Source organism: Roseicella sp. DB1501, assembly GCF_013112485.1.
Classification (GTDB): domain Bacteria; phylum Pseudomonadota; class Alphaproteobacteria; order Acetobacterales; family Acetobacteraceae; genus Paracraurococcus.
In genome coordinates, this window is the sequence record NZ_JABFHG010000004.1 from 224,394 (window position 1) to 245,943 (window position 21,550).

General features: G+C 70.2%; 19 protein-coding genes. 6 read left to right on the plus strand and 13 right to left on the minus strand.

The window, feature by feature from the left end:
- Positions 1–22 precede the first annotated feature (22 nt).
- From HJG45_RS10025 to HJG45_RS10070, 10 genes are all read right to left on the minus strand, one after another.
- Positions 23–1,228 (minus strand): ABC transporter substrate-binding protein, encoded by a 1,206-nt coding sequence (locus tag HJG45_RS10025; protein WP_171611990.1) that lies wholly within the window; start codon positions 1,226–1,228, stop codon positions 23–25.
- A gap of 35 nt (positions 1,229–1,263) precedes the next feature.
- The gene (locus HJG45_RS10030) at positions 1,264–2,466 is read right to left on the minus strand and encodes an ABC transporter substrate-binding protein (RefSeq protein WP_171611991.1); all 1,203 of its coding nucleotides are present in this window, start codon (positions 2,464–2,466) and stop codon (positions 1,264–1,266) included.
- A 38-nt stretch (positions 2,467–2,504) separates the two neighbouring features.
- On the minus strand, positions 2,505–3,713 hold the full coding sequence (locus tag HJG45_RS10035; RefSeq protein WP_171611992.1) for an ABC transporter substrate-binding protein: 1,209 nt from the start codon (positions 3,711–3,713) through the stop codon (positions 2,505–2,507).
- A gap of 20 nt (positions 3,714–3,733) precedes the next feature.
- Entirely contained in the window at positions 3,734–4,750 is a 1,017-nt protein-coding gene (locus HJG45_RS10040) for a branched-chain amino acid ABC transporter permease (protein ID WP_171611993.1), read from the minus strand.
- A gap of 7 nt (positions 4,751–4,757) precedes the next feature.
- Positions 4,758–5,630 carry a branched-chain amino acid ABC transporter permease gene (locus HJG45_RS10045; protein WP_171611994.1) on the minus strand — a complete coding sequence of 291 codons (873 nt, stop codon included), beginning with the start codon at positions 5,628–5,630 and terminating at the stop codon, positions 4,758–4,760.
- 27 nt (positions 5,631–5,657) lie between these two features.
- Entirely contained in the window at positions 5,658–6,368 is a 711-nt protein-coding gene (locus HJG45_RS10050; RefSeq protein WP_171611995.1) for an ABC transporter ATP-binding protein, read from the minus strand.
- Entirely contained in the window at positions 6,352–7,134 is a 783-nt protein-coding gene (locus HJG45_RS10055) for an ABC transporter ATP-binding protein (protein WP_171611996.1), read from the minus strand. Before HJG45_RS10055 ends, HJG45_RS10050 begins: the two co-directional genes overlap by 17 nt.
- A gap of 353 nt (positions 7,135–7,487) precedes the next feature.
- Positions 7,488–8,726: a CaiB/BaiF CoA-transferase family protein gene (locus HJG45_RS10060; protein ID WP_171611997.1), complete on the minus strand. Its 1,239-nt coding sequence runs from the start codon at positions 8,724–8,726 to the stop codon at positions 7,488–7,490.
- Positions 8,723–9,475 carry a CoA-transferase gene (locus tag HJG45_RS10065; RefSeq protein WP_171611998.1) on the minus strand — a complete coding sequence of 251 codons (753 nt, stop codon included), beginning with the start codon at positions 9,473–9,475 and terminating at the stop codon, positions 8,723–8,725. Before HJG45_RS10065 ends, HJG45_RS10060 begins: the two co-directional genes overlap by 4 nt.
- Entirely contained in the window at positions 9,472–10,314 is an 843-nt protein-coding gene (locus HJG45_RS10070) for a CoA transferase subunit A (protein WP_171611999.1), read from the minus strand. The genes HJG45_RS10065 and HJG45_RS10070 overlap by 4 nt, the downstream gene beginning before the upstream one ends.
- Before the next feature lie 116 nt (positions 10,315–10,430).
- Between HJG45_RS10070 and HJG45_RS10075 the strand changes: the two genes are divergently transcribed.
- The 6 genes from HJG45_RS10075 to HJG45_RS10100 all read left to right on the plus strand — a co-directional run bounded on the left by HJG45_RS10075 (position 10,431) and on the right by HJG45_RS10100 (position 18,282).
- Entirely contained in the window at positions 10,431–11,009 is a 579-nt protein-coding gene (locus tag HJG45_RS10075) for a GNAT family N-acetyltransferase (RefSeq protein ID WP_171612000.1), read from the plus strand.
- A gap of 65 nt (positions 11,010–11,074) precedes the next feature.
- Positions 11,075–13,021 (plus strand): alpha/beta hydrolase domain-containing protein, encoded by a 1,947-nt coding sequence (locus tag HJG45_RS10080; RefSeq protein WP_171612001.1) that lies wholly within the window; start codon positions 11,075–11,077, stop codon positions 13,019–13,021.
- A gap of 124 nt (positions 13,022–13,145) precedes the next feature.
- Positions 13,146–14,363 carry an acyl-CoA dehydrogenase family protein gene (locus HJG45_RS10085; RefSeq protein WP_171612002.1) on the plus strand — a complete coding sequence of 406 codons (1,218 nt, stop codon included), beginning with the start codon at positions 13,146–13,148 and terminating at the stop codon, positions 14,361–14,363.
- A 440-nt stretch (positions 14,364–14,803) separates the two neighbouring features.
- Complete coding sequence (locus HJG45_RS10090; RefSeq protein ID WP_171612003.1) at positions 14,804–16,312, plus strand: MFS transporter; 1,509 nt, start codon at positions 14,804–14,806, stop codon at positions 16,310–16,312.
- 215 nt (positions 16,313–16,527) lie between these two features.
- Positions 16,528–17,034, plus strand: coding sequence for a flavin reductase (locus tag HJG45_RS10095; protein WP_171612004.1), 507 nt, complete (start codon positions 16,528–16,530; stop codon positions 17,032–17,034).
- Between the two features lie 198 nt (positions 17,035–17,232).
- Positions 17,233–18,282, plus strand: coding sequence for a hypothetical protein (locus HJG45_RS10100; RefSeq protein ID WP_171612005.1), 1,050 nt, complete (start codon positions 17,233–17,235; stop codon positions 18,280–18,282).
- A 542-nt stretch (positions 18,283–18,824) separates the two neighbouring features.
- Here HJG45_RS10100 and HJG45_RS10105 read toward each other — a convergent pair.
- The 3 genes from HJG45_RS10105 to HJG45_RS10115 all read right to left on the minus strand — a co-directional run bounded on the left by HJG45_RS10105 (position 18,825) and on the right by HJG45_RS10115 (position 21,545).
- Complete coding sequence (locus HJG45_RS10105; RefSeq protein WP_171612006.1) at positions 18,825–19,949, minus strand: branched-chain amino acid ABC transporter substrate-binding protein; 1,125 nt, start codon at positions 19,947–19,949, stop codon at positions 18,825–18,827.
- 73 nt (positions 19,950–20,022) lie between these two features.
- Entirely contained in the window at positions 20,023–20,757 is a 735-nt protein-coding gene (locus HJG45_RS10110) for an ABC transporter ATP-binding protein (RefSeq protein WP_171612007.1), read from the minus strand.
- Entirely contained in the window at positions 20,754–21,545 is a 792-nt protein-coding gene (locus tag HJG45_RS10115) for an ABC transporter ATP-binding protein (RefSeq protein WP_171612144.1), read from the minus strand. The genes HJG45_RS10110 and HJG45_RS10115 overlap by 4 nt, the downstream gene beginning before the upstream one ends.
- Positions 21,546–21,550: the final 5 nt, after the last annotated feature.

A 21,550-nucleotide genomic window follows, 5' to 3' on the forward strand; every position in this document is an offset into this window, starting at 1 on the left:
CGGAGGCCCCGCGCCGCCTGCATCAGACATCCGCGCCTTCGATAAGGCCGCCGAAGCGTTCCCAGGTCTTGCCGGTCCAGCGGGCGAGCTGGAGCTGCTTGATCGGGTGATAGTTGGTGGCGGTGGTGTTCACCGTGATGCCGGGCAGGACGGTGGCAGGGGCGAAGCTCTTTAGGCTGGTCGCCTGCCGCATGATGTTCTCGCGGCTGAAATCCCCCTCGCACTGCTTCAGCACCTGCATGACGGTCTGCGCCACGCTGTAGCCAAAGGTGTAGCCGGCATCCTTCAGGTCGCCGTCTGGGATGTATTTCGCCATGAAGCCGCGCCACTCCTTCATGCCGGCATCCTGCGCCCAGGCGGGATCGGTCTCGTCCTTGAGGTAGGCTGAGGTGATGATGCCGATGCCGCGCTCCATCCCGGCCGGCTCCATCACCGCGCCGACCGAGATCGAGACGTTGGTCAGGTAGTGGACCGGCTTCCAGCCGAGATCGAAGACCTTCTTGATGGTCTGGGCGGCGAATTTCGGCGTCGCCGCCGTCACCAGCACCTCGACGCCGGCGCTCTGCAGCGAGACCACCTGGCTGTCGATGGTGGGGTCGGTGACCTCGTAGCTCACCTGCTTGACCATGCTGTCGAAATTGGCGCCGAAGATGTCCTTCAGGCCGATGAGGTAGTCCTTGCCGAAATCGTCATTCTGATAGAGCAGCCCGATCTTGGCGCCCGGCTTCTGCGCCAGGATGTGCTTGGCGTAGATCTGCGCCTCGGTCCGGTAGCTGGGCTGCCAGCCGATGGTCCAGGGGTACTGCTTCGGCTCGGCCCATTTGTCGGCGCCGGTCGAAAGGAAGATGTGCGGCACCTTGCGCTGATTGACGTAGCGTTGGATGGCGCTGTTGGTTGCCGTGCCGAGCGGGTTGAAGAGGAAGGCGACCTTGTCCTGCTCCACCAGCCTCCGGACCTGCTCGACCGTCTTTGGCGGGCTGTAATTGTCGTCATAGGTGATGAAGTTGATCTTCCGCCCGGCGACGCCGCCCTGGTCGTTGATCATCCTGAAGAAATGCTGATGCGAGCGGCCGATCACGCCATAGGCTGAGGCAGGGCCGCTATAGGGCATGGTGTTGCCGATGCGCAGCTCGGTCGCGGTGACGCCCGGCAATTCCTGCGCCCGGGCGAGGCGTGGCGTGGCAAGGCCGGCGATGCCGGCGGCGAGGATATGGCGGCGCGTCAGCATGGTCGTTCCCACTCCTTCTGTCAGACCCGGTCCGGTCAGACCTGGGCACCCTCGATCAGCCCGCCGAAGCGGACCCAGGATTTGCCGTCCCAACGCTGCAGCTGCATCTTCTGGATCGGACGGTAATCCTGCGGCCCGGTGTCCAGCACGACGCCGGGCAGCAGGACGGGGATCGCCACCTCATGCAGGCTGGCCGCCTGGCGCATGACATTCTCGCGGGAGAAATCGCCGTCGCACTGGGCGAGGAGCTGCTGCAGCGTGCGGCCGAGCGCGTAGCCATAGACCGTGTTGGCGTCGTGCAGGTCGCCATCCGGCATCCACTGCTTCATGAAGGCGCGGTACTCGTTCATGCCGGGATCGTCGCGCCAGGCGGCGTCGCCCTGCTCCTTCAGATAGCCCGAGGTGATGATGCCGACGCCCTTCTCGATGCCCGCCGGCTGCATCACCGCGCCGACCGAGAGCGAGACATTGGTCAGGTAGCGCTCGGCCTTCCAGCCGATGTCGTGCACCTTGCGGATCGCCTGCGCCGCTGCCTTGGGGCCGAGGGCGATCATCAGCACATCGGCGCCGCTTTCCTGCAGCGAGAGGATCTGGCTGTCGGGGGTCGGATCGGTGATCTCGAAGGAGGCGGTCTTCACGCTGGAGTCGAAGCGCTCGGTGCCGATGACGTCGCGCATGCCGGAGATGTAGTCCTTCCCGAAATCGTCGTTCTGGAAGACGATGGCCAGGCGGAACTCCTTCCGCTGCGACAGCAGGTGCTTGGCGTAGATCTGCGCCTCGGTCCGGTAGCTGGGCTGCCAGCCCATGGTCCAGGGCGTCTCCTTCCAGTTGCCCCATTTGTCGGCGCCCGTGGCGAGGAAGAGATGCGGCATCTTGCGCTGGTTGCAGTAGCGCAGGATCGCATTGTTGGTCGGGGTGCCGAGCGGGTTGAAGAGGAAGGCGACCTTGTCCTGCTCGATCAGCCGCCGGGTCTGCTCCACCGTCTTCGGCGGGCTGAAGCCGTCGTCATAGGTGATGAAGTTGATCTTCCGCCCGGCGACGCCGCCCTGCTCGTTGAGCATGCGGATGAAGGCCTGCTCGGTGCGGCCGATCACGCCATAGGCGCTGTTCGGGCCGCTATAGGGCATGGTGTTGCCGATGCGCAGCTCGGTGGCGGTGACGCCGGGCAGATCGGCCGCCCGCGCCACAGCCGGCGCCGCCAGGGCCGCGATGAGGATCTCTCGCCTGCGAAGAAGCATCCCGTTCTCTCCCTGGGGCGCGGCCGGCTGGCCTGGGGCTAGACCTCCGCGCCCTCGATCACCTTGCCGAAGCGGACCCAGCCGCGGCCGTCCCAGCGCTGCAGCTGCATGTGGCGGATCGGGCGGTAATTGTCGGGGCTGGTGCTGACCATGATGCCGGGCAGCAGGGTCGGCAGCGCCATCGGCTGCAGGCTTGTCGCCTGCTTCATGACGTTCCCGCGCGAGAAGTCGTTGCCGCACTGGCGCAGCACCTGGAACAGGGTCAGGCCGACGCCATAGGCATAGGTGTAGTTGTTGTCGCCGAGCTCGCCATCCGGGATGTAGCGCGCCATGAAGTCGCGCCATTCCTTCATGCCCGGATCATCCGCCCAGGAGGGATCGCTCTGGTCCTTGCGGTAGTCGGAGGTGATCAGGCCGATCGCCTTCTCCTTCCCCGCCGGCTCGATGACCACCGAGCCGGAGACCGAGACGTTGCTCATGAACATCATCGGCTTCCAGTTCAGGTCGAAGACCCGGCGGATGGCCTGCGAGGCGAAGCGCGGGATGATGCCGCAGACCAGCGCGTCGCAACCCGCCGCCTGGAGGGAGACGAGCTGGCTGTCCACGGTCGCGTCGGTGGCTTCGTGCGAGGCGGTCTTGACCATCGCATCGAAGCGCGGGCCGAGCACGTCCTTCACGCCATTGACGTAGTCCTTGCCGAAATCGTCGTTCTGATAGAGCAGGCCGATCTTCGCCTCGGGCTTCTGCTCCAGGATGTGCTTGGCGTAGATCTGCGCCTCGGTCCGGTAGCTGGGCTGCCAGCCGATGGTCCAGGGATACTGCTTCGGCTCGGCCCATTTGTCGGCGCCCGTCGCCAGGAACAGGTGCGGCACCTTGCGCTGGTTGACGTAGCGGTGGATGGCGCTGTTGGTCGGCGTGCCGAGGTTGTTGAAGAGGAAGGCGACCTTGTCCTGCTCCACCAGCCGCCGCGTCTGCTCCAGCGTCCGGGGCGGGCTGTAGGCGTCGTCATAGACGAGGAAGTTGATCTTCCGCCCGGCGATACCGCCCTCCTCGTTCAGCCGCTTGACCATGGCGGTCACGCATTTCGGGATGAGCGAATAGGCCGAGGCGGGGCCGGATAGGGCGTAGGTGGTGCCGATGCGCAGCTCCGTCGCGGTGACGCCGGGGCTCTCCTCGGCCCGCACCAGGCGCGGTGCGGCAAGAAGCGCGGCGGAGCCGGCGAGGAGGATGCGGCGCGAGGTGGTCATGCGGGTGGTCAGTCCCTTGGTTAGCTGCGGCTGCGCAGCCGGTGCCCGATGCTCCGGATCAGGCCGGCGAAGCCGCCGGGCAGCAGGAAGAGGAAGAGGATGAGGATGACGCCGTAGATCACGCCCGGCGCCGCCTTGCTGATCGCTTCCGCGATGTTCGGCACGAAGAGCACGAAGAGCCCGCCGAAGAGCGAGCCGAGGATGGAGGCGACGCCGCCCACCACCATGCCGACGAAGAGGGTGATGGAGACGAAGATGCTGAAGCTGTCGGGCGCCACGAACTCGATCGCCACTGCCGAGAGCGAGCCGGCGATGCCGGTGATCATGGCGCTGACGGCGAAGGCGCGGGTCTTCAGGGAGGCGATGTTCATCCCCATCGCCTCGGCCGCCGTCGGGTTGTCGCGCGTGGCGATCAGGGCCCGGCCGATGCGGCTGCGGATGAGGTTCCAGGCCAGCAGGAAGCAGACCCCGGCGACGATAAGGGTCACCACGTACATCCACTGGTCGGGCGAGAGCGGCAGCCCGGCCGGCGGATCCGGCTTGACCAGGAACAGCCCCTGCACGCCGCCCGTCCAGTCCTCGATCGACTTGTGCTTGAGGATCTGCGGCACCGCGACGGCGAGCGAGAAGGTGGTCAGCGCCAGGTAATGGCCGGCGAGCCGCAGCGCCGGGAAGCCGATGCCGTAGCCGATGATGCCGCAGACCACGGCCGAGACCGGCAGCGTCGCCCAGAAGGACCAGTCGAAATGCGACATCAGGATCGCGGTGGCATAGGCGCCGACCGCGAAGAAGGCGCCATGGCCGAGGCTGATCTGGCCGTTATAGCCGCAGACGATGTTCAGCCCGAGCACCGCCAGCGCCATGATCACCGCCATGGTGAGCTGGAAGAGGTGGAAGCTCTCCAGCAGAAACAGCGGCGCGATGGCGAGGCAGAGGCCGATCAGCAGATAGAGCCCCCGCTGCCAGGCTGGGGTCGCGACCGGGGCGGCGATGGGGCCGATGGCGGCCTCGGGGTTCAGACCCTTGCTCGCGCTCATGCTCACCTCACACCCGGCTCAGGACGACGCGGCCGAACAGGCCGGACGGACGCACGACCAGTACGCCGATGATGATCGCCAGCGCGACGGTCAGCTTCAGCTCGGTGCCGACCACATAAGCTCCGGCCAGGTTCTCCAGCACGCCGACCGAGAAGCCGCCGAGCACCGCGCCGGCCGGGTTGTCGATGCCGCCCATCAGGGCGCCGGCAAAGGCATAGAGCAGGATGCCGAGCATCATGGTCGGGTCGAGGAAGACGACAGGCGCCACCATCATGCCGGCGACCGCGCCGATCGCCGCCGCCATGCCCCAGCCGAGCGCCAGCATCCAGCCGACCCGGATGCCGACGAGTCGCGCCGAGCGCGGGTTATAGGCGGCGGCGCGCATGGCGAGGCCGAGCCGGGTGAAGCGGAAGAAGGCCCAGACCAGCGTCAGCACGGCCAATGTCACCAGGGTGCTGCCGAGCTCATGCGCGGAGACCAGGCCGCCGAAGAGCGGCCTGTCGCTGGCGAAGGGACTGGGGAAGACCTTGGTGGTGTAGCCGAAGATCCAGCCCGTGGCGTTGCCGATGATGAGCAGCAACCCGATGAAGACGCCGACCATGGTCAGCACCGGCGCATTCGCCACCGGCCGGATCAGGATCCGCTCGACCACCACCCCGATCGCGAAGGAGACGACGATGGTGCCGAAGAAGGCCACCCAGTAGGGCATGCCGGCCTGGATCATGCTCCAGGCGATGAAGGTCGACAGCGTCGCCATCTCGCCCTGGGCGAAGTTCACGTGATGCGTCGCCTGGTAGATCATGACGATGGCGAGCGCCACGGAGGCGTAGATGCCGCCCGTGGCGATGCCGGCGACGATCTGGTGCGCGAGGCCGTCCATTCCCGAACTCCGTGGCAGCCGAAGGGGCTAATAGCCGAGATAGGACCGCCGGATCGCCTCGTCCTGGCGGATCTCGGCGGCGATGCCGGACATGACGATGGAGCCGGTCTCGAGCAGATAGGCGAGATCGGCGAGCTCGAGCGCGAGGTTGGCGTTCTGCTCGACCAGCAGGATGCCGACCCCGGCCTCGGCGCGGATGCGCCGCATGATGCCGAAGATCTCCTGCACGATGAGCGGCGCCAGGCCGAAGCTCGGTTCGTCCAGCAGCAGTAGCTTGGGCCGCAGCAGCAGGGCGCGGGCGATGGCGAGCATCTGCTGCTCGCCGCCCGAGAGGGTGCCGGCCTGCTGCCGCCAGCGCTGCTTCAGGCGGGGGAACCAGCCGCAGAGCCGGTCGAAATCCGCCTGGATCTCGCGGTCGCGCCGCGTATAGGCGCCGAGGCGGAAATTCTCCTCGACCGTCAGCTCCATGAAGGTGCCGCGGCCGTCCGGCACATGCGCGATGCCGCGCCGCACGATGTCCTCGGTGGCCCGGCCCTGCAGCGTCTGGCCGAGGAAGTCGATCGCCCCCTCGGTGCGGACCATGCCGCAGATGGCGCGCAGCGTCGTCGTCTTGCCCGCGCCGTTGGCGCCGAGCAGCGCGGTCACCCCGCCCTCGTCCACCCGGAAGTCGAGCCCGTGCAGCACATGCGTCGGGCCGTAGCCGGCCTTCAGGCCCTTGACCTCAAGCAGCGTCGGCATGGTCGTCCCCGCCGCCGAGATAGGCTCGGATCACCTCCGGATCGCTGCGCACCTGTTCGGGCGTGCCATCGGCGATCTTCTTGCCGAAGTCGAGCGCGACCACCTTGTCGGAGACGCGCATGACGAGGCTCATATGGTGCTCGACCAGCAGGATCGCGAGGTTGAAGTTGCGCCGCACCTCGCGCAGCAGCTCGGCCAGCTCGTCCACCTCGCCGTGGTTCAGGCCGCCCGCCGGCTCGTCGAGCAGCAGTAGCTTGGGCCGGCTGATCAGCGCCCGTGCCATCTCGACGCGCTTCTGCCAGCCGAAGGGCAGGTCGGCGACCGGGGCCTCGGCGACCCGGCCGAGATCGAGCAGCGCCAGCAGCTCGTTCGCCCGTCGCTCCGCCTCCGCCGCCTCGCGCCGCACCTGCGGCAGGGCGAGGGCGCTGGCGAGGAAACCGCTGTGGCCCGCGGAATGCGCCCCGGCCAGCACGTTCTCCCGCACCGTCATGCTGCGGAACAGCGCCAGGTTCTGGAAGGTGCGGCCGATTCCGAAGCCGGTCATGCGATGCCGCGGCTCGCCGGTGATGTCCTGGCCGGCGAAGCGGACGCGGCCGGAATTCGGCCGGTAGATGCCGCTGATGCAATTGAAGGTGGTGGTCTTGCCGGCGCCGTTCGGGCCGATCAGCCCGCAGATCTGGCGTTCCTCGACCTCGAAGGAGACGCCCGCGACGGCGGTGACGCCACCGAAGCGGATGACGATATCCTGGACCTCGAGCAGGGCCATGCGGCGGCTCAGCCCCGGCGGTCGCGCCGAGGCGCGGGATCGGGCGTGGGTCGGAACCGCGTTTGCGGCCCGCTGCGACGCTGCATGCAACCTCCCTGTGCCGCGTGATGGGCCCGTTACGGGGCTCTGGCGGCGAGACATTCCTGGATGGCGGGCATTAGACCGGGAGGCCGCGCCGGGCGCAAGCCGGCAAACCCCGCCGCCACGCGACGCAATCCCCGCTTGCCATCCGGTAACATGGCGGCGGCGGCGGTCGCCGGACCCGGCCCATCCTCCGGGCCGGGCGCGCCTCAGGGGCGACCCCGGGGGCGCCTCCAAGGGCACCCCCTCGGGGCGCCCCCAGGCAGCAGCGGTCAGCGGCGCCGCTGCTCCACCAGCACGCCGCTCGCGCGCAGCGCCTTCAGCTCCTCGGCCGAGAAGCCACGGGCCGCCAGCACCGCATCCGTGTGCTCCGCGAAGCGCGGCGGCTCGGCGCGGGTGCCGCCCGGGGTGCGCGAGAGCTTGATCGGCGTCCCGAGGCCCCGGTAATCGCCGAGCTCCGTCACCATGGCGCGGTGCGCCGTGTGCTCGGCCGCCATCGCCTCGTCGACATGCAGCACCGGGCCGGCGGGCAGGCCGGCGGCGAGCATGCGCCGGGTCAGGGCATGCCCGTCCTCCTCGGCGAAGCGCTTCTCGAGGATCTCGGTCAGCGCGTCGCGGTTGGTGACGCGGGCGCCGTTGGTGGCGAAACGCGGATCCTTCGCCACCTCCGGGAAACCGAGGAAGTCGCAGAACCTCCGGAAGGCCGGGTCATTGCCGGCGGCGACGAAGATCTCGCAGGTCTTGGTCTTGAACTTGGAGTAGGGCGCGAGGTTCGGGTGCGGGTTGCCGGTCGGCTTCGGCCGCTTGCCGTTCAGGAAGTAATTGGCGGCATGCGGGTGCAGCAGCGCCATGCCGCAATCATGCAGCGTCATGTCGACATACTGGCCGAGGCCGCTCTTCTCCCGCTCCTGCAGCGCCATCAGGATGCCGATGGCGCTGAACAGGCCGGTGGCGATGTCGACGATCGGGTTGCCGAGGCGGGTCGGGCCGCTGGTCTCGGTGCCGTTGATCGACATCAGCCCGGTCATCGCCTGCAGCACGGCGTCATAGCCGGGGAAGCCGCCGAGCGGGCCGGTGCCGCCGAAGCCCGAGACGCGGCAATGCACCAGGCGCGGGAAGCGCGCCTTCAGCACCTGCTCGTAGCCGAGGCCCCATTTCTCCATGCTGCCGGGCTTGAAATTCTCGATCAGCACATCCGCGCCCTCGAGCAGGCGCAGCAGCACCTCGCGGCCTTCCGGCTTGGAGAGGTCGAGCCCGACCGAGCGCTTGTTGCGGTTCACGCCGAGGAAGTAGCTGGCATCGCCGGCGGAATCGAAGGGCGGGCCCCAGTCGCGCACCTCGTCGCCCTGCGGCGGCTCGAGCTTGATGACATCGGCGCCGTGGTCGGACAGCACCATGGTGCAATAGGGGCCGCCGAGCACGCGGGTGAGATCGATCACCCGCAGGCCGGCCAGCGCCCCGGCGGAACGCGCGAGGCCCTTGCCTTCGGTGGTGGGCAGAGCGTCGGTCATGCGGCAGCCTTCCTGTCGAACACGCGGGCACAGAACTCCGGATAGGTCTCGAGCATCTCGTCGCAAACCGGGCCGCGCAGCAGCGCCAGCTCCGCGGGCGTCGGGTCGGGCGTCTGCGGCACCGTCTCCGGGACGTCGAAGGCGAAGCCGGTCGCCTCGCGGATGCTCTCCACCGTCTCGCCCGGATGCAGGCTCTGCAGCGAGAAGCGGGCGCGGTCGGGGTGGAAGCGGAAGACGCAGCGGCCGGTGACCAGCGCCTGGGCATGGCCGCGACGGAAGACGCCGGGCTCGTTCACGCCGGCGGCCGAGATGTTGTCCACCTGCTCCACCAGCACCCGCGGCGAGTGCTCCTCGCGGAACAGGATGGTCCGGTGGGCCATCGCATACATGAAGGCCGAGCCGAAGCTGCCCGGGAAGCGCACGCTGCGGCCCGGCCATTCGCCGGTGCCGACCAGGTTGAGGTTCGCCTTGCCGTCGATCTGGCCGCCGCCGAGGAAGAACAGGTCGATGCGGCCCTGGCCGGTGAGGTCGAAGAGCTCGCGCGTGCCCTCGGTGAAGGGGTTGCCGCTCCGCTTGTGCAGCAGCGAGAGGCGCACCGGATGCCCCTGCTTGTGCACCAGCCAGCAGGCGGCGGCCGGGATGGGCGAGGCGGCGCCGACCGCGATATGGCGGGCGGGCGGCGCCTCCGGGTCCAGGATCAGCCGCGCCAGCACCGCGGCCAGGCGCTCCTCGAGACGGATGTCGCTCATTCCGCGGCCACCGCCCGCTGTGCCGCTTGCGGCGCCGTCACCTCGCGCGCCAGCCACTCGGCGAAGCCGGCCTCGGTCCGCGCCATGCGGGCATAGTCGGAGACATAGGCGGCGTCGAAGCCGTATTCGTCGAGCAGCGCGACCGGATGCGCGCCACGCTCGGCGATGGCGATGTCGGTGACATAGGTGGCGCTGATGGTGCCGGCCGCGAGGCGCTCGTCCTCAAGGAAATTGCCGGGTACCACACGCTCCACCGTCACCAGGGCGCGCTTGCTGGCATGCGCGATGGTGGCGCATTCCCGCCGCCGGCCGAGCCAGACATTGCCCTCCGCATCCGCCATGACGGCATGGAAGATCGCCACGTCCGGTTGCAGCGCCGGCAGCAGGACGATCGGATCCTCGCCCGTCCCCTCATAGGGGTTCGGCACCACCTTCCAGTCGGGCCGGTGGGCCAGGATGTCGCTGCCGATCAGCCCGCGCAGCGGCATGAAGGGCACGCCCTTCTCCGCCGCCTGCAGCATGGTGTGGACCGCCGGGCAGGTGCAGTCGCGCACCCGGATCGTGCCGGCCTTCACCGCCGCCGAGAAGCGCGGCGCGAAGCCGGCCTCGCCGAGGGAGACGGCGCTGGTCTCGATCTCGGCGACGCAGCCGGCGCCGATCAGCATGTCGGCGGCGAAGCCCGCGACCGGCACGCCGAGCAGCCGCAGGCCGCGCGCGCCGCGCCGCACCAGCGCCTTGGCCAGGGCCACGGAGGGCAGGGAATTGTCGGGCGGCAGGGCCAGCAGCGCGCCATCCGGCACGCTCGCGGCCATCGCCTCCAGGCTGATCGGGCTGGTCATCGGCTCTCCTCCTTGGCGCCAAGACTAGAGCAGATCGCTTCGACCGGAAACGCGCCGGGATCTCCTTTGCTCAGGGGGCTTGCCGCCGACCCGGTTCGGCACCCAGGCTGCGGGTCATGCCGAGGCCCCTGAGCCCCACCGGCCCGCGCCTCCTCCTCCGCCCTTGGCGGGAGGCGGACCGGGCGCCGCTTGCCGCCATCAACGCCGATCCGGTGGCGATGCGGCATTTCGCGGCACCGATGACGCGGGCCGAAAGCGATGCCTGGATGGACCGGCTGCAGCGGCATATCGAGGCGCATGGCTGGGGCTTCTGGTGCGTCGAGCGGCGGGACGCGCCGGGCTGCATCGGCGCGGTCGGGCTGATGCACCTCGCCTTCGCCCCACCCTGGGACGTGGATGGCGGCGCGTCCGTGGTCGAGATCGGCTGGCGGATCGCCCCCGGCCTGCAGCGCCAGGGCCTAGCCGAGGAGGCGGCTCGCCTGGCGCTCGCCGCCGGCTTCGGGCCGATCGGCCTCGCCGAGATCGTCGCCTTCACCCGGCCGGCCAACGAGCCTTCCTGGCGACTGATGCAGAAGCTCGGCATGACGCGCGGAACGGATTTCGAGCATCCGCGCCTGCCCGAGGGCCATCCCGCCCGGCCGCACATCCTCTATCGCCTCACGTGGGCGGATTGGCGGGCGCGGCAGCCGGGGTGAGGGCAGCGGCCGCATTCCCCATCGCCGGAAGGGCGCCTACCCTCCCGCGCCGGAGGAGACCGTCCATGCGCCGAGCCCTGCTGCGCCTTGCCGCCGCCTGCCTGCTGACCGTCGCGGCGACGGCCGGCGGCCGGGCGGAGGTGACGCGCCTCGATCCCGAGGGGCCGCCCGCCCCGGCCTTCGGTGGCCGGACGTTCAGCAAGGCCGGCCAGTACGAGCGGCTGGCCTTCAAGGCCACCATCGCCCTCGATCCCGCCGACCCGCGCAATGCCGGCATCGTCGACCTCGCCATCGCACCGCGCAACGCCGCGGGGCGGGTGGAGGCGGTGGCGGATCTGGTGCTGCTGCGCCCGACCGGCCAAGGCAACGGCGCCCTGCTGGTCGAGGTGCCGAATCGCGGCCGCGAGCTTCTCGGCCAGCTCCTGGACGACACCGCCGCGGCGAATCTGCTTGCCGCCGGCCGGGACGCCGGCAACGGCTACTTGCTGCGGGAGGGCTATACCCTCGCCTGGATCGGCTGGCAGGCCGATCTCGCACCGGGGGAGGGGCTGCGCCTGGCCGCGCCGGTGCTGCCGGGGGTGACCGGCCTCTCGCGCGAGGAATTCCTCTTCGACCACCTCCGCAGCCCGGTGACGGCGCCGCTCACCTATCCGGTCGCGACGGAGGCGGGGGCGCGGCTCACCGTGCGGGCCCGGGCCGAGGACCCCCGGCAGACCCCAGCCGATCTCGGCTTCCGCTTCACCGGCCCGCGGCAGATCGAGATCACCCGCCCCGCCGGCTTCGATGCCGGCGCGCTCTACGAGCTGATCTACACCGCGAAGGAGCCGGTGGTGCAGGGCATCGCCTTCGCCGCCTTCCGCGACATCGCCGCCTTCCTGCGGCATGCGCCGGGGCTGCGGAACCCGCTGGCATCGGCGGGCATCGCGCCGGAGCGCGCCATCCTCGCCGGCATCTCGCAATCCGGGCGCTTCGTGCGGGACTACCTCTACCAGGGCTTCAACGAGGACGAGCAGGGCCGCCAGGTCTATGGCGCCATGCTGGCGCATATCCCCGGCACCCGCCGGACCTTCACCAATGCCCGCTTCGCCCAACCCGGCCGCAACCCGACGCCGCATGGCGACCGACTCTATCCGGCCGACCAATTCCCCTTCGCCTATGCGGCGAGCGAGGACCATCTGACCGGCCGCCGCGACGGGCTGCTCGAGCGGTGCCGGGCCAGCAACACCTGCCCGCGCCTCATGCAGACCGACAGCGAGTACGAGTTCTGGGGCGCCCGGGCCTCGCTGCTGGTCACCGACACGCGCGGCGACCCGCTGCCCCTGCCGCCCGAGGTGCGGGCCTACATGCTGGCCGGCCACCCGCATTTCGCCGCGGCGCAGGCCGTCGCCGCGCGGATCGACCGCTGCGCCCTGCCGGTGAACCCGCTGCAGGCCGGGGCGCCGATGCGAGCCCTGCTGCTGGCGCTGGATGCCTGGCTGCGCGAGGGGAAGGAGCCCCCTGCCAGCCGCTATCCCGGCCACGCCGACGGCACGCTCCAGCCCGCCGAGGGGCTCTACCCCGCCATTCCCGGCCTGCCCTATCGCGGCGAGCACGGGCCGGCGCAACTGGTCGATGCCGAGGCGATGCCGCCGGTGGTCAAGGGCGAGTACACGGTGCTGCTGCCCCGCGTCGATGCCGACGGCAATGCCGCGGCCGGATTGCGCAGCCCGGTCCTCGCCGTGCCGAAGGCCACCTATACCGGCTGGAACCCGCGGGCCGAGGGCTTCGCCCCCGGCGCGCTCTGCTACAACACCGGCGCCGTGCTGCCCTTCGCCGCGACCCGCGCGGAGCGCCTGGCGGCGGGCGACCCGCGTCCCTCGCTGGAGGAACGCTACCCGGACCAGGGCGCCTATGTCGCCGCGGTGCGCCGGGCGGCGGCGCATCTGGTGGCGGAGCGGCTGCTGCTGCCGGCCGATGCCACGGCCATGGCCGCCGCGGCGGCGGCGGACAGCCTGGCCCGGCTGCACCGCTGAGGCGCGGCGCGCGCGGCGGGCGGTCGGCCGTCTTGCACGGGGGCGACGATCCGCCCCATGCTGGCCGCAACCGCCGACGCGGCCGCCATCACCGACGTACGGCAGCAACAGGGGAGGTGCCTTCATGGCCGTAGCCGCAGCCGGCACCCTGCCGCCGGAGCGCCGGGCGGCGGTGCCGGAGCCCGACCCCGTAGCCGAGGCCCGCGCCCTCATCCCGATGCTGACCGCCGCCGGTCCCGCCATCGAGCAGGCCAAGGCACTGCCGCCCGAGGTGCTGGAGGCGCTGCACGCCCGCGGCTTCCTGCGCCTGCTGCTGCCGCGCGAGATCGGCGGCCGCGACCTGCCGCTGCCCGACTTCGCCGAACTCTGCGAGGCGCTGGCCATGGGCGATGCCAGCACCGCCTGGTGCGTCTGCCAGGGCAATGTCTCGGCCATGAGCGCCGCGGCCTATCTGGCGCCGGAGGTGGCGCGCCGCCTGTTCGGCGAGCCGCGCAGCGCCCTCGCCTGGGGCGCCCGGCACGGCCAGGCCAGGGCGGTGATCGTCGAGGGCGGCTACCGCGTCACCGGGCGCTGGGACTTCGCCAGCGGCAACCGCCATGCGACGCTGCTCGGCGCGCACCTGCCCGCCGTCTTTCCCGAGGGCAACCCGCGTCTCTCGCCGGAGGGACGGCCGGAGGATGTGACGGTGCTGTTCCCGCGCGAGGCGGCGCAGGTGACGCCGGAATGGAACGCGATCGGGCTGCTCGGCACCGGCAGCGACAGCTACGAGGTCCGGGACCTCTTCGTCCCCACGGCACAGGCCTGCACCCGCGACCGCTTCGAGGCGCGCCAGGACCGCCGGCCGGTGACCGCCATCACCTCGCATCTCTGCTATGCCACCGGCTTCTCCGCCACCGCCCTCGGCACCGCCCGCGGGCTGCTCGATCGCGCTATCGCCCTCGCCCGCGGCAAGACCGCGCGCGCCGGGGCGCAGCCCATGGCGGAGAATCACGGCGTGCAATCGGAGGTGGCGCAGCTCGAGGCCAGCCTGCGCGGCGCCCGGATGTACCTGCTGGGGACGGTGCGCGAGGTCTGGGCCGAGACGGTCGCGCGCGGCGAGCCCGGGATGGAGGGCCGCATCGCGCTGCGGCTGGCCACGACCACGGTGATGCGGCAGGCGACCGATGTTTCCATCGCCTGTTACCGCGCCGCCGGCACCACGGCGGTGCTGGAATCGAACCCCTTCGAACGGCGCTTCCGGGACGCGATGAGCATCTCCCAGCACCTGCAGGCGACACCCTGGCATCTGGAGACGGTAGGGCGCTGGCTGCTCGGGGATCCGCAGCGGCCGGCCTTCGTCTAGACAATGATCCGCTCACACAGGGTCGCGGATCATGGTCCAGGCCGTTGCTTGATCGCGTGAGTCGCGCTTTTCGATGTTTCCACCTCAAGCGATCGCGCTCTAGTGCCGCGACCTCGCCATCTCGCGGCCTTCGGGATCGGGGCGCCGGCCCTGGCTTTCCGTGGCCCGCCGGTTCCCGGGGCAAGTCCCGGCTGACCGGCCCGGCCTCAAAGGGGGAGCGGGCGGCGCGTTTCTGCAGGCGGACTCGCAGCAGCCTCCTTCGCCGGATCGGGCCCGGATGCTCCGGGGAGTTGACGGCGTGACCGCTCCGCCTCCCTCCGCGCGGGAGGCCGGCCTGCCATCGCTTGGCCATGCGCGGCTGCGGGACCCGCTGGCGGGAACCGCGGGCATGGCGCAACCGCTTCATCCGGCGGGATCTGCCCTGCCCAAGGAGACCGCCTATGCCTGACACGTCGGACCCCACAAGGGGCGGGAAGCCGGGGGGCACGACGACGGGTGCGACGGCAGGCGAGACATTCGAGACGGATGTGCCGGCCCGGCTCGATCGCCTGCCCTGGAGCGGCTTCCACTGGCGTGTCGTCATCGCCCTCGGCATCACCTGGGTGCTGGACGGGCTGGAGGTGACGCTGGTCGGCAGCCTGGCCGGCGCCATCCATCAGAGCCCCTCCCTGGCGCTGACCGAGAGCCAGATCGGCCTCAGCGCCTCGGCCTATCTGATCGGCGCGGTGACCGGGGCGCTGGGCTTCGGCTGGCTGGCGGACCGGATCGGCCGGCGGCGGCTCTTCTTCGTCACCCTGGTGGTCTACATGCTGGCCAGCATCGCCACCGGCTTCTCCTGGAATTTCTGGAGCTTCGCCCTGTTCCGCGCGCTCACCGGCGCCGGCATCGGCGGCGAGTACGCGGCGGTGAACTCGGCGATCCAGGAGCTGATCCCGGCGCGCTACCGGGGGACGACCGATCTCTGCGTCAACGGCACCTTCTGGGGCGGGGCCGCGATCGGCGCCGTGGCGGCGCTGGTGGTGCTCGATCCCGCCATCGTCGATCCCGAGATCGGCTGGCGCGCCGCCTTCGTGGTCGGCGGCGCGCTCTCCCTGGTCGTGCTGCTGCTCCGCCGCCACCTGCCGGAGAGCCCGCGCTGGCTGATGCTGCACGGCCAGCCCTCCGAGGCGAGCCGGATCGTTTGCGGCATCGAGCGGGAGGTGGTCGAGAGCAAGGGCTGGCTGCCCCCCCCCGCCTATGGCGCGGTGGTGCTGCACCGGCGCGGCGCCGCCTCCATCGCCGAGGTCTGGCGGGCGATGTTCGACACCCATCGCGACCGGGCGGTGCTCGGCCTGGTGCTCATGGCCTGCCAGGCCTTCTGCTACAACGCCGTCTTCTTCACCTATGCGCTGGTGCTGACGAAGTTCTACGGCATCCCGCCGCATGAGATCGGCTGGTTCATGCTGCCCTTCGCCCTCGGCAACCTGATGGGGCCCCTGCTGCTCGGGCGCTTCTTCGACACCATCGGGCGCAAGCCGATGATCACCGGCACCTATGCGCTGGCGGGCATCCTGATGGCGGCGACGGGCGGCGCCTTCGCCGCCGGCTGGCTCTCGGCCTGGGAGCAGACCCTGGCCTGGACGGTGATCTTCTTCTTCGCCTCCGCCGCCGCCTCGGCCGCCTATCTGACGGTCGGCGAGAGCTTCCCGCTCGAGATGCGGGCGATGGCGATCGCCCTCTTCTACGCCATCGGCACCGCGGCGGGCGGCGTGATCGGCCCGGCCCTGTTCGGCTGGCTGATCGAGAGCGGCCAGCGCCTCGACATCTTCTGGGGCTACCTCGTCGCCGCCACGCTGATGCTGGTGGCGGCCGCGACCGAGTGGCGGCTCGGCTTCGCCGCCGAGGGCAAGCCGCTGGAGCAGGTCTCGACGCCGCTCTCGGCCCGGCACACTGATACCCGTGGCCGTTGATGGTGGCCCATCAACGGCCCCCTCAGACGCCGGGCGCAACCCTCCGGTTTGCTTGGCTTCGCCGCATCTGTGGCGGGCCTCGTTCGGGGCTTCGGCCCGGTCAGAAGACCGGTCCGCGGGTATAAGAGGGCAACCAGGATGGGCGCCGCGGCGGGGCCGGGTTCCCATTCCGGTCGCCCGTGCTTAACTCGCACGGAACAGCGAGGCCGAGCGCGATGACCGTCACCCGTCAGGAATTCCGCGATGCGATGGCCCGGCTGGGCGCCGCGGTGAACATCATCACCACCGGCGGACCGGCCGGCCGCGGCGGCTTCACCGCGAGCGCCGTGTGCAGCGTGACGGACGAACCGCCGACGCTGCTGGTCTGCATGAACCGCGGCGCGACGGCGGCGCCGGCGATGAAGGCGAACGGCACGGTCTGCGTGAACGTGGTCGCGGCCGGGCAGAAGGAAGCCGCGATGGTCTTCGCCGGCGCGACCAAATGCACGATGGAGGAGCGCTTCGAGGCCGGCAGCTGGGCCACGCTGGCGACCGGCGCGCCGGTGCTGCAGGGCGCAGTAGCCTCCTTCGACTGCCGCATCGCCGAGATCGTCGAGAAGGGCACGCATCTCGTCGTCTTCGCCGAGGTTCAGGCGATCCTGCTCGGCAGCCGGCACGACCATGGGCTGATCTATTTCGGGCGCGACTATCACCCCGTGGGCGCGATGGCGGCGGGGCCCTGACCACCGCGCCGCAGCGGAGTAAGGGGCTTAGCAGGACGGTACTTTTCAGGAATAGTTTCGAATAATCATCTAAATTGAGAGCGCAGGATCAGATATTCAACCATAAGGGTAAGGTTCTTGTGGAAATTATGCATTTTTTAGCTATTACGGGTCCGGCGGCCGCAACGGGGCCGTATGGATTCGAAGAGACAATTCTGCATGAAACTGATCGATTTCCAGGCGCCAGCCACCGGCAGCGCGCTCGATGCCACGGCCATCGCCGACAACGCCGTCATGCGCGGCGGGATCGGCGATGACACCCTGATCGGCAGCGCCCAGAACGACCGGCTCGCCGGCGGCAGCGGCCACAACATGCTGATCGGCGGCGCAGGCGCCGACCACTTCTTCACCACGACCTATGTCGACGCGTCGGACACCATCGTCGGCGGCGACGGCGCCGACAGCATTTACATCGCGACCACTTCGGCCGATTTCGCGCGGGCCGACATCCACAATGCGCTCGCCGAGCTGACCAGCTTCATGAAGACGCAGGCGAGCGACCCGACGGCGCATTTCGTGAGCTCGGTGCTGAACCTCGACATGAGCGGCGTGGAGCATGCCTTCCTCCGCCTCGATGGCGTGGTGCAGCCGCTCGGTGTCGCGCCGCTGCCCACGGATGCGGTGACGCCGACGACCACCGCGGTGACGGTGGAGTCGACGGCAGCCGTCTACAACCATGCTGGCGACGTCTCCGGCGACGGCGCCGGCGCGCCGGTCAGCATCGATCTCGGCGCCGGCACCGGCCGGGTGGTGACCATCACCAATGTCGGCGGCAGCGTCGCCTTCGGGCCGGACAAGGTCTATAACGGCGCCGACGGCTTCGACTTCCCGCTCGGCACCGATCTGGACCCGACCGCCGGGCTGGCCGGCATACATGCGCCGAAGGCCGGCATGCTGGTCGGCGTCTTCCTCAGCGGGCACGAGCAGGATGCGGACCACGTCGCCCCGGGGGCGCTCGACTTCCACGCGCTGGGGACGGGCTTCGCCTCGGTCTCGCCGGATCTCGATCAGGTCTTCTATGTCGGCGACGGCCTAGTCGGCACCGGCGAGGGCGATGTCCAGCAATTCCTGGTGCCGGACGGGGCGACCACCCTGGTGCTCGGCATCGCCGACGCCACGGCCTTCCACGGCCGCCCGGAGGCCTATGCCGACAACAGCGGTGCCTTCACGGCGCAGGTCACCGTGCAGGACAATGTCTGGCACAGCTGAGTGGTGGCGACGCGCCCGGGCCTGACCGCCCGGGCGCAACGCCGCCCTGCCATTCGCCGAGGAAGACACGGCCTTCCTGTGGCTGTCGGTGCGCTGCTCCGCCTCCGCCCAGGTGATGGTCGTGCGCGACGTTAGACCATGATTCGCTCACACAGGGTCGCGGATCATGGTCCAGGCCGTTGTTTGATCGCGTGAGTCACGCTTTTCGGTGAGGCTACCTCAAGCGATCACGCCCTAGCAGGCGTCCTGGCCGGGCCGGCGGCGGGCCCGGGGAAGGTCCAGTCGAACGCGCTGAACGAGGTGTCGCGCCAGTCCCCGGCGTGGAATTGCGAAGGGCCCCGGCGGTCGCCCGCCGAGGCCCTTCCATTGGTCAGAGGCGTTGCCGCCCCGGCTGGCTCAGGAAGCCATCCCCGCAGTGGCAGGGACGATGATCCAGGCCGCGACCGCGGCACCCGCCTTCGAGCAATGAGACACTGGATCACCTCCTTTCAGTTGTTGACGACTGCGATGAGAATGGTGCCGCAGCCGGTTGGCTGCAAGCCCTACATCTCGGAATAGGCGCCGTTCTTCCAGACATAGAAGACGTAATCCGGAACGGTCACGTCGCCCTTCTTGTCGAAGCTGATCTCGCCCAGCACGGTCTGGAAGGGCCCCTGGGCCTTCATCGCCTCGGCGATCTTCTTCGGATCGAGGCTCTTCACCTTCTCCGCCGCCTGCGCCCAGATCTGGATCGCCGCATAGGTGTAGAGGACGTAGCCCTCCGGATCGATGTTCTTGGCCTTGAAGCGCTGCACCACCTCGGCGGCGCTGGCGCGCTTCCGCGGGTCGCTGCTGAAGGTCATCATGGCGCCTTCGCCGGCGGCGCCGGTGATCTGCCAGAACTCGTTGGTCACCAGCGCGTCGCCGCCGATCAGGGTGACGTTCATCCCCTGCTCCTTGGCCTGGCGCAGGATCAGGCCGGCCTCGGTGTGGTAGCCGCCGATATAGATCACCTCGACCCCGGCGCCCTTGAGGCGGGAGACGACGGCGTTGTAGTCGCGCTCGCCCGGGGTGTAGGCGGTGTAGAGCGCCTCCGTCGTCCCGGCGGCGTTCAGCGACTTCTTGGTCTCGTCGGCCAATCCCTTGCCGTAGGCGGAGTTGTCGTGAAGGATCGCGACCTTCTTGCCCTTGAAATGCTCGGCGATGTACTTGCCGGCGACCTGGCCCTGCTGGTCGTCCCGGCCGCAGGTGCGGAAGGTGTTCCAGCCGCCGTCATCGGTGAATTTTGGGTTGGTGCTGGCCGGGCTGATCTGCAGCACGCCCTCCTCGGCATAGACCTTGGAGGCCGGGATCGAGCTGCCGGAGCAGAAATGCCCGGCGACGAAGCGCACGCCGCGGCTGGCAAGCTGGTTGGCGACCGAGACGGCCTGGCGCGGGTCGCAGGCATCGTCGCCGACCTCGAGCACAAGCTGTCGGCCGAGGACACCGCCCTTGGCATTGATGTCGGCCACCGCCTGCTCGGCGCCGGCGCGCATCTGGCCGCCGAAGGCAGCATATTGCCCGGTCATGGGCCCGGCGGTGGCGATGCGAATCGGGCCGGAATTGCCCTGCGCCCTGCCGGCCCCGGGAAGCGCAACCGCGGCGGCGGCGGCCAGCGCCGCCCCCAGCATCAGCCTTCTGCTCAGCATCCCTGTTCTCCTGACGAACCCGTCCGGCGCGGCGGCCGGCCGTTGCGAACTGTAAGCGACGGGGCTGGCCCTGTCAGCCGTGGCCGCCGCCGAGATAGGCGTCGCGGATCTCCGGCCGGGCGAGCAGGGTGCGGCCCGGCCCCTCCATGGTGATCCGGCCATTGACCAGCACATAGGCCCGGTGCGCCAGCCGCAGCGCCAGGTTGGCGTTCTGCTCGACCAGCAGCACGGTCAGCCCGGTCTCGGCATTGAGCTGCCGGATGGCATCGAAGATCTGCTTCACCACCAGCGGCGCCAGGCCGAGCGAGGGCTCGTCGAGCAGCAGCAGCCGTGGCTTCGACATCAGCGCCCGGCCGATCGCCAGCATCTGCTGCTCGCCGCCCGAGAGGGTGCCGCCGCGCTGCCAGAGCCGCTCCTGCAGCCGCGGGAAAAGGCGGAAGGCCTGCGCCATCTGCGGCGCCGGGTCCTCCTTGCTGAGCGCCTCGGCGCCCATCAGCAGGTTCTCCTGCACCGTCATGCGCGGGAAGATGCGCCGCCCCTCCGGGGACTGGGCGACGCCGCGGCGCATGATGGCATGGGTCGGCTGGCCGGTGATGTCCTCGCCGCCGAGCCGGATGCGCCCGGCGCGCGGCCGCGGCTGGCCGCAGATGGTCATCAGCAGCGTCGACTTGCCGGCGCCGTTGGCGCCGATCAGCGTCACGATCTCGCCTGGCCGCACCTGCAGCGAGACGTTGTCGAGCGCCTGCACCGCGCCATAGCCGGCGGAGACGCCCTCGATCTCGAGCAGCGGCGGCGCGGCGGCGCTCATGCCCGCGCCTCGGCCGGCGGCACGTCCTCGTCCTCGTCGCCCTCGCCGAGATAGGCGGCGATGACGCGCGGGTCGGCGCGCACGGCCGCCGGCGCGTCATCCGCGATCAGCTTGCCGTGGTCGAGCACCACCACCCGGTCGCTGATCCGCATCACCACGCCCATGTCGTGCTCGATCAGCAGCAACGAGGTGCCCTGGCCGCGGATATCGAGCAGCAGCCTCGCCAGCTCGTCGGATTCGCGCGGGTTCAGCCCGGCCGCCGGCTCGTCGAGGCAGAGCAGCAGCGGCTCGGTGCACATGGCGCGGGCGATCTCGAGCCGCCGCTGCGCGCCATAGGGCAGGGCGCCGGCGGGGTCGTCGGCGCGCTCGATCAGCCGGGTCGCCTCGAGCCAGCGGCGGGCGAGCGCGACCGCCTCGCGCTCCGCCCGCGGATAGCGCGAGAGGCCGAGCACCGCGCCGATGCCGAGGCCGGTCGCCGCCATCAGCTTGTTATGCTGCGCCACCAGCAGGTTCTCGAGCGCGGTCATGCCGGGGAAGAGGCGGATGTTCTGGAAGGTGCGGGCGATGCCGGCGCGGGCGATGCGATGCCCTGGCAGGCTCTGCAGCGCGATCGCCGGGCCGTTGGCCGGGTGCAGGCGGATGGCGCCGCCGCTCGGCCGGTAGAAGCCGGTGATGCAGTTGAACAGCGTCGTCTTGCCGGCGCCGTTCGGGCCGATGACGGCGGTGATCTCGCCGCGCCGCGCGGTGAAGGTGACGGCGGAGACGGCGGTCAGCCCGCCGAAGCGCATGGTGA

Bases quoted from the DNA above. Each gene is read 5' to 3' on its own strand.
- HJG45_RS10025 (WP_171611990.1), bottom strand. From the start codon at position 1,228: ATGCTGACGCGCCGCCATATCCTCGCCGCCGGCATCGCCGGCCTTGCC.
- HJG45_RS10075 (WP_171612000.1), top strand. From the start codon at position 10,431: ATGCCGAGGCCCCTGAGCCCCACCGGCCCGCGCCTCCTCCTCCGCCCT.
- HJG45_RS10100 (WP_171612005.1), top strand. From the start codon at position 17,233: ATGAAACTGATCGATTTCCAGGCGCCAGCCACCGGCAGCGCGCTCGAT.
- HJG45_RS10105 (WP_171612006.1), bottom strand. From the start codon at position 19,949: ATGCTGAGCAGAAGGCTGATGCTGGGGGCGGCGCTGGCCGCCGCCGCC.
- HJG45_RS10050 (WP_171611995.1), bottom strand. From the start codon at position 6,368: ATGCCGACGCTGCTTGAGGTCAAGGGCCTGAAGGCCGGCTACGGCCCG.
- HJG45_RS10040 (WP_171611993.1), bottom strand. From the start codon at position 4,750: ATGAGCGCGAGCAAGGGTCTGAACCCCGAGGCCGCCATCGGCCCCATC.
- HJG45_RS10090 (WP_171612003.1), top strand. From the start codon at position 14,804: ATGCCTGACACGTCGGACCCCACAAGGGGCGGGAAGCCGGGGGGCACG.
- HJG45_RS10110 (WP_171612007.1), bottom strand. From the start codon at position 20,757: ATGAGCGCCGCCGCGCCGCCGCTGCTCGAGATCGAGGGCGTCTCCGCC.
- HJG45_RS10055 (WP_171611996.1), bottom strand. From the start codon at position 7,134: ATGGCCCTGCTCGAGGTCCAGGATATCGTCATCCGCTTCGGTGGCGTC.
- HJG45_RS10070 (WP_171611999.1), bottom strand. From the start codon at position 10,314: ATGACCAGCCCGATCAGCCTGGAGGCGATGGCCGCGAGCGTGCCGGAT.
- HJG45_RS10030 (WP_171611991.1), bottom strand. From the start codon at position 2,466: ATGCTTCTTCGCAGGCGAGAGATCCTCATCGCGGCCCTGGCGGCGCCG.
- HJG45_RS10085 (WP_171612002.1), top strand. From the start codon at position 13,146: ATGGCCGTAGCCGCAGCCGGCACCCTGCCGCCGGAGCGCCGGGCGGCG.
- HJG45_RS10060 (WP_171611997.1), bottom strand. From the start codon at position 8,726: ATGACCGACGCTCTGCCCACCACCGAAGGCAAGGGCCTCGCGCGTTCC.
- HJG45_RS10115 (WP_171612144.1), bottom strand. From the start codon at position 21,545: ATGCGCTTCGGCGGGCTGACCGCCGTCTCCGCCGTCACCTTCACCGCG.
- HJG45_RS10045 (WP_171611994.1), bottom strand. From the start codon at position 5,630: ATGGACGGCCTCGCGCACCAGATCGTCGCCGGCATCGCCACGGGCGGC.
- HJG45_RS10080 (WP_171612001.1), top strand. From the start codon at position 11,075: ATGCGCCGAGCCCTGCTGCGCCTTGCCGCCGCCTGCCTGCTGACCGTC.
- HJG45_RS10095 (WP_171612004.1), top strand. From the start codon at position 16,528: ATGACCGTCACCCGTCAGGAATTCCGCGATGCGATGGCCCGGCTGGGC.
- HJG45_RS10065 (WP_171611998.1), bottom strand. From the start codon at position 9,475: ATGAGCGACATCCGTCTCGAGGAGCGCCTGGCCGCGGTGCTGGCGCGG.
- HJG45_RS10035 (WP_171611992.1), bottom strand. From the start codon at position 3,713: ATGACCACCTCGCGCCGCATCCTCCTCGCCGGCTCCGCCGCGCTTCTT.